The 9,130-nt window shown below is 63.1% G+C and carries 11 protein-coding genes and 4 pseudogenes; 10 read left to right on the top strand and 5 right to left on the bottom strand.

The window, feature by feature from the left end; translation table 11 throughout:
• The 6 genes and pseudogenes from PSOLE_RS24035 to PSOLE_RS23045 all read left to right on the top strand — a co-directional run.
• Window positions 1-124: pseudogene (locus tag PSOLE_RS24035) on the top strand (IS1595 family transposase); the annotation flags it as partial.
• A 3-nt stretch (window positions 125-127) separates the two neighbouring features.
• Window positions 128-436, top strand: a pseudogene (locus tag PSOLE_RS23055) (acyl-CoA dehydrogenase family protein); the annotation flags it as partial.
• A gap of 108 nt (window positions 437-544) precedes the next feature.
• Window positions 545-1,075 (top strand): annotated as a pseudogene (locus tag PSOLE_RS24870) (AMP-binding protein); the annotation flags it as partial.
• A 205-nt stretch (window positions 1,076-1,280) separates the two neighbouring features.
• Window positions 1,281-1,418: a hypothetical protein gene (locus PSOLE_RS24865; RefSeq protein ID WP_231976634.1), complete on the top strand. Its 138-nt coding sequence runs from the start codon at window positions 1,281-1,283 to the stop codon at window positions 1,416-1,418.
• Window positions 1,405-1,854: an acyl-CoA synthetase family protein gene (locus PSOLE_RS24860; protein WP_003461513.1), complete on the top strand. Its 450-nt coding sequence runs from the start codon at window positions 1,405-1,407 to the stop codon at window positions 1,852-1,854. Before PSOLE_RS24865 ends, PSOLE_RS24860 begins: the two co-directional genes overlap by 14 nt.
• 80 nt (window positions 1,855-1,934) lie before the next feature.
• Window positions 1,935-3,116 carry a CaiB/BaiF CoA transferase family protein gene (locus PSOLE_RS23045; RefSeq protein WP_074861331.1) on the top strand — a complete coding sequence of 394 codons (1,182 nt, stop codon included), beginning with the start codon at window positions 1,935-1,937 and terminating at the stop codon, window positions 3,114-3,116.
• Window positions 3,117-3,227: 111 nt separating this feature from the next.
• Here the strand turns inward: PSOLE_RS23045 and PSOLE_RS23040 are convergent, their stop codons facing one another.
• The 3 genes from PSOLE_RS23040 to PSOLE_RS23030 form a co-directional block, all read right to left on the bottom strand.
• A complete protein-coding gene (locus PSOLE_RS23040; protein WP_074861328.1) occupies window positions 3,228-3,722 on the bottom strand; it encodes a SprT family zinc-dependent metalloprotease in 495 nt (164 codons plus the stop codon).
• Between the two features lie 112 nt (window positions 3,723-3,834).
• Window positions 3,835-4,434 carry a Yip1 family protein gene (locus tag PSOLE_RS23035; protein WP_003461508.1) on the bottom strand — a complete coding sequence of 200 codons (600 nt, stop codon included), beginning with the start codon at window positions 4,432-4,434 and terminating at the stop codon, window positions 3,835-3,837.
• Between the two features lie 166 nt (window positions 4,435-4,600).
• Window positions 4,601-5,194: a DNA-J related domain-containing protein gene (locus PSOLE_RS23030; RefSeq protein ID WP_074861326.1), complete on the bottom strand. Its 594-nt coding sequence runs from the start codon at window positions 5,192-5,194 to the stop codon at window positions 4,601-4,603.
• A 100-nt stretch (window positions 5,195-5,294) separates the two neighbouring features.
• Here PSOLE_RS23030 and ttcA point away from each other — a divergent pair, with 100 nt between their 5' ends.
• From ttcA to PSOLE_RS23015, 4 genes are all read left to right on the top strand, one after another.
• On the top strand, window positions 5,295-6,119 hold the full coding sequence (gene ttcA, locus PSOLE_RS23025; protein WP_074861325.1) for a tRNA 2-thiocytidine(32) synthetase TtcA: 825 nt from the start codon (window positions 5,295-5,297) through the stop codon (window positions 6,117-6,119).
• 119 nt (window positions 6,120-6,238) lie between these two features.
• Window positions 6,239-6,370, top strand: coding sequence for a hypothetical protein (locus PSOLE_RS25005; protein ID WP_255311643.1), 132 nt, complete (start codon window positions 6,239-6,241; stop codon window positions 6,368-6,370).
• 265 nt (window positions 6,371-6,635) lie between these two features.
• Entirely contained in the window at window positions 6,636-7,694 is a 1,059-nt protein-coding gene (locus tag PSOLE_RS23020; RefSeq protein ID WP_074861323.1) for a 3-deoxy-7-phosphoheptulonate synthase, read from the top strand.
• Between the two features lie 169 nt (window positions 7,695-7,863).
• Entirely contained in the window at window positions 7,864-8,667 is an 804-nt protein-coding gene (locus tag PSOLE_RS23015; RefSeq protein ID WP_074861321.1) for a DNA-3-methyladenine glycosylase I, read from the top strand.
• Here the strand turns inward: PSOLE_RS23015 and PSOLE_RS23010 are convergent.
• Window positions 8,657-8,938: a YheU family protein gene (locus PSOLE_RS23010; RefSeq protein WP_003461499.1), complete on the bottom strand. Its 282-nt coding sequence runs from the start codon at window positions 8,936-8,938 to the stop codon at window positions 8,657-8,659. The two genes, PSOLE_RS23015 and PSOLE_RS23010, sit on opposite strands and share 11 nt — an antisense overlap.
• A gap of 66 nt (window positions 8,939-9,004) precedes the next feature.
• Window positions 9,005-9,130, bottom strand: a pseudogene (locus tag PSOLE_RS24030) (IS1595 family transposase); the annotation flags it as partial.

Raw genomic sequence — 9,130 nt, 5'->3', positions numbered from 1 at the left:
GTACCTAACGAACTATCTGGGCTGGCGCCGCCTGCTTGAGCGCTACAAAACACAGCTCAACCCATTGATTTGCTTGAAAGAGGCGTTGGGGTATAGGGATATGCAACAGTTAACTCAGACATAGCCTTTCCAAAACACCCGTTTCAAGCTGGCCGAGATGCGCACCCAGATCGACGTGGCCCAGGTGTTCACCGACCGCTGCGTGATGGACCACAACCAGAAGAAGCTCACTCCCGAAGTGGCCGCCGAGGCCAAGCTGTTCACCACCGAACTGCTCGGCAAGGTGGTGGACGAGGGCGTGCAACTGCACGGCGGCTGGGGCTACATGTGGGAGTATCCGATCTGCAAGATGTACGCGAATGCGCGCATCCAGCGCATCTTCGCCGGTACGTCGGAGATCATGAAGGAGATCATCAGTCGCGGGATGAAGCTGTAGGATTGTGCAGGCTTCATCCGTAGGGCGGGTGCAACCCGCCATCGGCGCTCTGGCGGGTTGCACCCGCCCTACGGGCAGCTACCTATAACAAAAACCAAGGTCAGCGCGATGAGTCAATCTCTGCAACTGCCTCTCGAACGCTTCAACCATTGGCTGCATCGGCAGCCCGATGCCATCTGGCTGCGCCAGCCTGTAGAGGGCGTCTGGCATGATTACAGCTGGCGCCAGGTCGACGACCAGGCGCGTCGCCTGGCCAGCGCGCTGCTGGCGCTGGGCTGCGTGCCGGGCGAGCGCGTTGCGCTGCTGGCGAAGAACTGCGCCGAATGGTTTATCAGCGACCTGGCGATCCAGCTCGCCGGACTGGTCAGCGTGCCGCTGCATCCGCTGCAGGCGCCGGAACAGATCGCCTATGTGCTGGAGCAGGCGGGCTGCAAGGTAATCCTGGTTGGCAAGCTGGATGAGCCGGACAAGCTGGCCACCGGTATCGCGGCGCATATCACCCGCATCGCCATGCCTTATCCGACCATGCCTGCCGAGCACCAGTGGCAGGCCTTGCTGGCGGCGCATGAGTCGCTGCTCGGCGCGCATCTGCAACGCGGCGAGGATCTGCTGTCGATCCTCTATACCTCCTGCACCACCGGGCAGCTCAAGGGCGTGATGCTCTCGGCCCACGCCATGGCGTTCTCTGCGGCTCACGCCACGGCGGAGCTGAACATGACGCCGCAGATCAGTTCTTTTCCTACCTGCCGCTGTCGCATGCCGCCGAGCGCTTTCTGGTCGAATTCAACAGCCTCTACTGCGGCGCACCGGTGGCCTTTGTCGAGTCGCTGGAGACCTTCGCCAGGTGCGTCCCACTGTGTTCTTCTCGGTGCCACGGTTGTGGACGCGCTTTCAGCAGGGCGTGCTGGAGAAATTGCCGGCGCACAAGCTCGAGAGCCTGCTGCGTATCCCGCTGCTGGGGCGGCTGGTTGCACACCGGTGACCGCAGCCAGCTGGACGAGGCGGGCTACCTGCGCATCACCGGGCGGGTCAAGGACATCTTCAAGACCAGCAAGGGCAAATACGTCGCGCCAGCGCCCATCGAGGGCAAGATCGCCAAGACTCATTGGGTCGAACAGGTGTGCCTGATGGGCAGCAACCTGGATCAACCGTTGGCGCTGGTCGAGCTGTCACCCGCCGCTCGCCAGCAACCGCGTGAGTTGCTCGGCCAGTCACTTGCCGAGCATCTGCATGCAGTCAATCAACGACTGGAGGCGCACGAGCGTGTCAGCCATTTCTACCTGGTCAGCGAGGCCTGGACAGTGGATAACGGCAGCATGACACCGACCATGAAGATTCGCCGCAACGTGCTGGAAATGCGCTATGCCGAGGTCATTGCCGGCCTGCCAGGCGAGCAGGTCATTGTCTGGGAAGATTAACTCATCGTCCGGGTGCAAGCCGGCAAGCGTCATGCCCACTTGCACCCTGGCCAACTCGAACACGCCATCTGGGAGTCACCATGTCTGGCCCGTTGTCATCACTGAAGATTCTCGATTTCTCCACCCTGCTGCCGGGGCCGTTCGCCTCGCTGCTGCTGGCCGATATGGGCGCCGAGGTGCTGCGGGTGGAGTCGCCCACGCGTATGGATCTGATCCGCGTGCTGCCGCCGCACGACGGCGGCGCCTCCACCAGCCACGCCTACCTCAACCGCAACAAGCGCAGCATCGCCCTCGATCTCAAACGCCCCGAGGCGGTCGAGGTGGTCAAGCGCCTGGTCAGTGAGTACGACATCGTGCTCGAACAGTTTCGCCCCGGTGTGATGGACAAGCTGGGCGTCGGCTATGCCGCGCTCAAGGCGATCAACCCACGGCTGATCTATGTGTCGATCACGGGTTACGGGCAGAGCGGGCCATACCGTGACCGCGCGGGGCATGACATCAACTACCTGGCGCTGGCCGGGATCGCCAGCTACACCGGGCGTCGCGACAGCGGGCCATTGCCGCTTGGCGTGCAACTGGCCGACCTGGCCGGCGGCTCGCTGCATGGCGTGATCGGCCTGCTCGCGGCCGTGGTGCAGCGCCAGGCCACCGGTGTGGGGCAGCAGGTCGACGTGAGCATCACCGACTGCGCGTTCAGCCTGCACGGCATGGCGGGGGCTGGTTACCTCGGCGCCGGCGTCGAGCCGGGCATGGAAAACCAGGCGCTCAACGGCGGCAGCTTTTATGATTACTACCGCACCCGTGATGGGCGCTGGTTCTCCGTGGGTAGTCTGGAGCCGCAGTTCATGCAGCAGTTCTGCGCCGCCATTGGCCGGCCTGAACTGGCGGCGCGCGGCCTGTCGCTCAAGCCTGAAGATCAGCAAGCGCTCAAGCGCGAGATCGAAATCGAGTTCGAGAAGCGTGATTTCGCCCAGTGGTGCGAAGTGTTCGCCGGCATCGACGCTTGCGTCGAGCCCATGCTGCCACTGTCCGAGGCGGTCGAGCATCCGCAGGTCAAGGCGCGTGGGCTGGTTGTCGAGGTGCCGCGCGAAGGCTTGCCGGCGCAGCCGCAGCTGGCCTGCCCGCTGAAGTTCTCCGAGGGCTTGCCGCCGCCCCGGCATGTCGGAGCGGCGGTTGGCGCGCATACCGCCGAAGTGTTGACGGAGCTGGGTTATGACGCCGAACAGATCACGGCATTGAGGAAGGCTGGGGCGCTGAGTTGAGTCGCAAGGCTCACTGTCTGGCAACGTCGCTGCGTACACCCCCACCCTAGGTGGCTTCGATACGGGCGTAGGGTGCGCCGCGCGCACCGAGGCGTTTAAGGAGTTTCCCCATCACTCCCGGCGCTGCTCGCCACTGAAGGTCAGCGTCACCTTGCAACGCCGGCAGTAGTAGCGTCGCCCTTTGGCCACCAGCGCATGACGCTGGGCCGAGAAGGGGAACTCGCCATCCACGCAACTGCAGCGGTAGATGAAGCGGTTGACTTTGCGGCGTTCGACTTCATAGCTGTGGCAACGATGCGGCGGCAGTTCGTAGACGCCGCGCATGATCAGTTGCCATTCCTCGCCATGCGGCTGAATGCGTGGGCCGAATAGCTGATGGGCGACCATGTGGGCGACTTCGTGCGGCACTGTCTGGCGCAGGAAGTCTTCCTGGTTGGCCCGGTACAGCTGCAGATTGAAGCGCAGCTTGTTTTCCGTCAGGTGCGCGACCCCCGCCTTCTGCCCACGCAGCTTGAAGCTGATCTCGGGGCGGGCAAAGCGTTGCTTGAAGAAGGCTTCGGCCTGCTGGTAGCAGGCTTCGACGCGGGCGTGAATCTGTTCGGGCATAGGCGGGGGAGAGCAGGGGCTGGCTGAGCGCTGATTATGCCGTAAGCCGGCAGCCCGTGCCGCTGCCAATGAAAAGGCCGCCCGAGGGCGGCCATGTCGATACCTCAACTATTCAACTGGTGTAGACCGGGCCGATGCCCATGCCCCAGAGAATGACCGAGCTGGCAATCATGGCCACCAGCACCACCAGGCCTACCGCCAGCACTGAACTGGAGAACATGAAGCCTTCGTCCTCGGGAATGTTCATGAAGGTCGGTATGCCGACGTAGAGCAGGTAAACCGTGTAGCAGATGGCGACCGTGCCGACGATCATGCCCAGCCACAGGTGGGGGTACAGCGCTGCAAGACCTCCGATGAACAGCGGGGTGGCGGTGTAGGCGGCGAACACGACGCACTGGGTCAGACTCGGGTTGGCATCGTAGGTGCGCGCCATCCAGTGGATGAAAGCGCCCATCACGGCTACCCCTGCGAGCATCGCCAGGTAGGACATGATGGCCATCACCATCGCACTGCCTTCGGTCAGCATCACCGGCGCTCGGTCGCCGATGGCCCAGCCGACCTGGGTGGTGCCGATGTAAGCCGAGACGGCAGGAATCGCCGCGAGAATCAGTACGTGGGTCAGGTACATGTGGCTGATGGTTTCTTCCTCGCCACGAATTTCTTGCCATTCTTGGTCGGGATGGGTGAAGAGCCCCCAAACGTGGTGGATCATGCCAGACACCTCCTTTTCTTATGACAGTCGCCCCCCGGCGGAGGCCCGGTGCGCATGGACAGCGTTACCGGGTATCAGGCCAAATCGTTGCGACCTTATGTCGCAGTATAGGCAGAGCCTGAAGCCGGCGTGATGCCTGGCTTTAGAGCAAATTGCTCTGTGCCGGTCAGCGGTAATAGCGCTCTAGAATTTCCATGGCCAGGTTGATCGACTGCAGCCGCTCTGTGCTGCCGCCTCTGTCCGGGTGATGCAGGCTGACCATTTGTCGGTAGCGCTGCTTGATGCGTGACAAGTCGAGGGTTTGTTCGTGGTTCAGCTCGAACAGCTCCAGCGCGGCCTGTTTTTCGTCACCGCCCTGCATGCGTGTCCAGAAGCTGGTGAGCAGGCGCTCGACGTCGCGTTCGTCGGTATCGCGCAGCTGGCTCATGTCCAGGTAGTAGTCGCGCAGCTCGTCGCGCTCGCTCAGTGCAGCTGTGCCGGGCTGATAGGGCAGCAGGCGAATGCACAGCGGGCTGATTTCGAGCAGATGCGTCTGCGCCTGCCGGAGCTGATCGCGCAGGCGGTAAAGGGCGTTGAACAGCAGAAAGTGGGTGCGAAACAGCACCAGCTTGTCGGTCAGCGGCAGGTTGGGCAGGTGGCCGCTATGGCGGGCCTTGAGCTGCTGGATCAGGGCGTATTCGGCCAGCCCGTCCGGAGCGGCCTGCAGCAGTTGCAGTACCTGGTCGGCGAGATCCTGGCTGGGGTCGAGGTCGTCATTCATCGGCCGAGCCTAGCATTTAACCGCCGATGGGGTAGGGGCGCGGCGCCTTTGTGCGTAAAATGTCGCGCTTTCGTTCTCACCCCTCGGATTTCGACGCACCATGGGCACCCTTTCGGTCAACCAGAACAAACTGCAGAAGCGCATTCGCCGCCTGGCCGGCGAAGCCATCACCGACTTCAACATGATCGAGGATGGCGACAAGGTGATGGTCTGCCTGTCCGGCGGCAAGGACAGCTACACCATGCTCGACGTGCTGCTGTACCTGCAGAAGGTGGCGCCGATCCAGTTCGAGATCGTCGCGGTGAACATGGATCAGAAGCAGCCCGGTTTCCCCGAGCATGTGCTGCCGGCCTATCTGGAATCCATTGGTGTGCAGTACCACATCATCGAGAAGGACACCTACTCGGTGGTGAAAGAGAAGATCCCCGAGGGCAAGACCACCTGCTCGCTGTGCTCGCGCCTGCGTCGTGGCACCCTGTACACCTACGCCGACGAGATCGGTGCGACCAAGATGGCGCTGGGGCACCACCGCGACGACATTCTGGAAACCTTCTTCCTCAACATGTTCTACGGCGGCACGCTCAAGGCCATGCCGCCCAAGCTGCTCTCCGACGATGGCCGCAACGTGGTGATCCGCCCGCTGGCCTATTGTGCCGAGGCCGATATCGAGGCCTACAGCCAGCTCAAGGAATTTCCCATCATCCCCTGCAACCTGTGCGGTTCGCAGGAGAACCTGCAGCGCCAGGTGGTCAAGGAGATGCTGCAGGAGTGGGAGCGCAAGAGCCCCGGTCGCGTCGAGATCATGTTCCGCGCCCTGCAGAACGTGCACCCCTCGCAACTGGCCGACCGCAACCTGTTCGACTTCAAGAGCCTGAAGATCGACGACAGCGCCACGCCGCGCTTCCTCGATGTGATGAGCCTGTAAGCCATCGCGGCTAAAGCCCCTCCCACGGCTCGCGTCGCATGTGGGAGCGGCTTTAGTCGCGACGCTTGCCAGGCCGCAAAGGCCTGGAGTATGGTTCGGCCATCGCTTTGGAGAATCTCATGTCCGCCAGCCTCAACCTTCTGTCCATGCTGCAAGCCGGTGCCTCACGCGCCGCGTTGGCGCGTGCGCAGTTGGTCGTGGCGGCGGCGTATTACTTCTTTGGGTATTGGTTTAGCCACAGGCGCGCCTGATACCCCACAGGCGGCCTGAGACACCAGGGTCGCCACCAGATACGTTTTCCAGAAAACCCCCGGTCGGCAACCCGACCGGGGGTTTTGTTTTTTCCGGCCGAAAAACGGCCAACCACTTAGAGGATGTGCAGATGAACCGTTACCAGAACTATTACCGCAACGACTGGCGATTTAGCAGCGTCACCACCGCCCTGACACCTTTGCCACGAACACTCAGTTAGCGCCGCCGCGGTATAGACCGCGCCGGCCAAGGAACCGCCAGATCATGAACAGCTCCGCTCAACTCGCTTCTACCGTTACCACCATCGCCCGCCGCAGCGCCCAGCCGCTGCCCAGTCCCGCCGTATTGCGCCAGCGCTTACCGCTATCCGCCGCACTTGCCGAACGTATCGCCGCCGACCGTGAGGCCATCCGCGCCGTGCTCGATGGCCGTGATTCGCGCCTGTTGGTGGTGGTCGGCCCCTGTTCCCTGCATGACCGCAGCAGCGCCCTCGAATACGCCGAACGCCTCGCCGAGCTGGCCCCGCAGGTCGACGACCAGCTGCTGCTGGTGATGCGCGCCTACGTGGAGAAACCGCGTACCACCGTGGGCTGGAAGGGGCTGCTGTACGACCCGCATCTGGATGGCAGCGGCGACATGGCCGAAGGCCTGCGCCTGTCGCGCCAGCTGATGCTGGAAATTCTCGAGCGCGGCCTGCCGCTGGCCAGCGAGCTGCTGCAGCCGATGGCCGCCGGTTACTTCGATGATCTGCTCGGCTGGGCGGCAATTGGCGCACGCACCAGCGAGTCGCAGGTGCACCGCGAGATGGTCAGCGGCCTGGATCTGCCGGTGGGCTTCAAGAATGGCACCGACGGCAGCATCGGCATCGCCTGCGATGCCATGCGTTCGGCAGCGCACCCGCACCAGCATTTCGGCATCGACGATCTTGGCCACCCGGCGCTGCTGCATACCGCCGGCAACCCGGACACCCATCTGGTGCTGCGCGGCGGTCATGGCGCGCCGAACCATGATGCCGCCAGCGTCGCCGCCGCGCGCCAGGCGCTCGAGCGCCAGGGTATCGCGCCGCGGATCATGGTCGACTGCAGCCATGCCAACAGCGGCAAGGACCCGCTGCGCCAGCCCGCGGTGCTGGACAGCGTGATCGACCAGCGCCTGGCCGGCGACAGCAGCCTGCGCGGGGTGATGCTGGAGAGCCACCTGTTCGATGGTTGCCAGGCGCTGTCCGGCGAGCTGCGCTATGGCGTGTCGATCACCGACGGCTGTCTGGGCTGGAGTGGTACCGAGGCTGCGTTGCGCCGGGCCGCCGAGCGTTTGCGTGGGTGAGAGTAGGCAGGCGGCGCTTTGCTGTAGGCGCCGCGCCTCGCGGCGAATGTGCTCAGGCCCCAGGCGCCGAGGCAAAACGCTTCGCCCCGGGGCGGGGCTCCCACAGGACTTGAACTGTGACGCTTACTCCGTGCAGGCTTCGTCGTCCGTTTCATGAAGGATTCGATTCATGCGTGATTACAAGTGGCTGCACGAGTTCTGCCTCAACCGTTTCGGCTCGTCCAGGGCGCTGGAGGCCAGGCTGCCGCAGCCGCGCAGCGAGGCCGATCTGCGCGCGCTGAGCGATGATCGCTACCTGTCGCTGATCAGCCTGCGCATCTTCCGCGCCGGCCTCAAGCACAGTCTGGTGGACGCCAAGTGGCCGGCGTTCGAGGAAGTATTCTTCGGTTTCGACCCGGAGAAGGTGGTGCTGATGGGCGCCGAGCGCCTGGAAAACCTGATGCAGGACACGCGGTTGATCCGTCACCTGGGCAAGCTCAAGAGCGTGCCGCGTAACGCTCAGTTCATACTCGATGTGCGGGCTGGACGCTTACAGGGCAGTCCCTCATCCGGCGCTGCGCGCCACCTTGATCCACAGGGATGTGGTGAATGCAGCACTCCCGCCGGGAGCGGGAGCTGCCTCCCAGAGGGAGAAGGGCATCAGGCTCGACCTGCGGCCGATTTTTCTTTTGGCACCCTGATCGCCGATTGGCCGGTGACCGACATCGTCGGGTTGTGGAAGTATCTGGCCAAGCATGGCAGTCAGCTTGGCGGCCTGTCGGCGCCGCGTTTTCTGCGCATGGTGGGCAAGGACACCTTCATTCCCACCGATGACATGGTCGCCGCTCTGAAAGCGCAGGACGTGATCGACAAGGCGCCGACCAGCTTGAAAGACCTGGCTGCGGTGCAGGCCGTGTTCAACCAATGGCAGGCCGAAAGTGGTCGGCCGCTGTGTCAGCTATCGGTGATGCTGGCGCACACGGTCAATCACTGAGCGATTGCTGCAAGGCCTCCAGCCATTCCTTGGGCACGTCACGCTTCATCGCCAACTGGCATTGCTGGCTGTCAGGGTCGAAGACGATAACCGCCTCGCCCTTGTCCAGGGCGCGGCGTACGCGCTGCACGCGGGTTTCCAGCGGGGTTTCATCGCCGTTGTCGGTGCCGTCGCGGGTGACGAAATCTTCGATCAGGGCGGTGAGGGTATCGGCTTGCAGCAGGTGAGCGGGGATCAGCACAGCGAATCGACTCCATTTGTTGGCAGCCATGATAGAGCTAGAGGGCGCTCAACTGCGAGAGCGTTCAGGAGCGATTGCCGGGGCGTTTCAAAAAAGCTATGTCTGAGTTAACTGTTGCATATCCCTATACCCCAACGCCTCTTTCAAGCAAATCAATGGGTTGAGCTGTGTTTTGTAGCGCTCAAGCAGGCGGCGCCAGCCCAGATAGTTCGTTAGGTACTT

Origin of the sequence: Pseudomonas oleovorans subsp. oleovorans, from assembly GCF_002197815.1 — a bacterium.
Lineage (GTDB): Bacteria > Pseudomonadota > Gammaproteobacteria > Pseudomonadales > Pseudomonadaceae > Aquipseudomonas > Aquipseudomonas oleovorans.
Note: the sequence above shows the minus strand (reverse complement) of the source record. Positions and strands in the feature narration are given on the sequence as shown.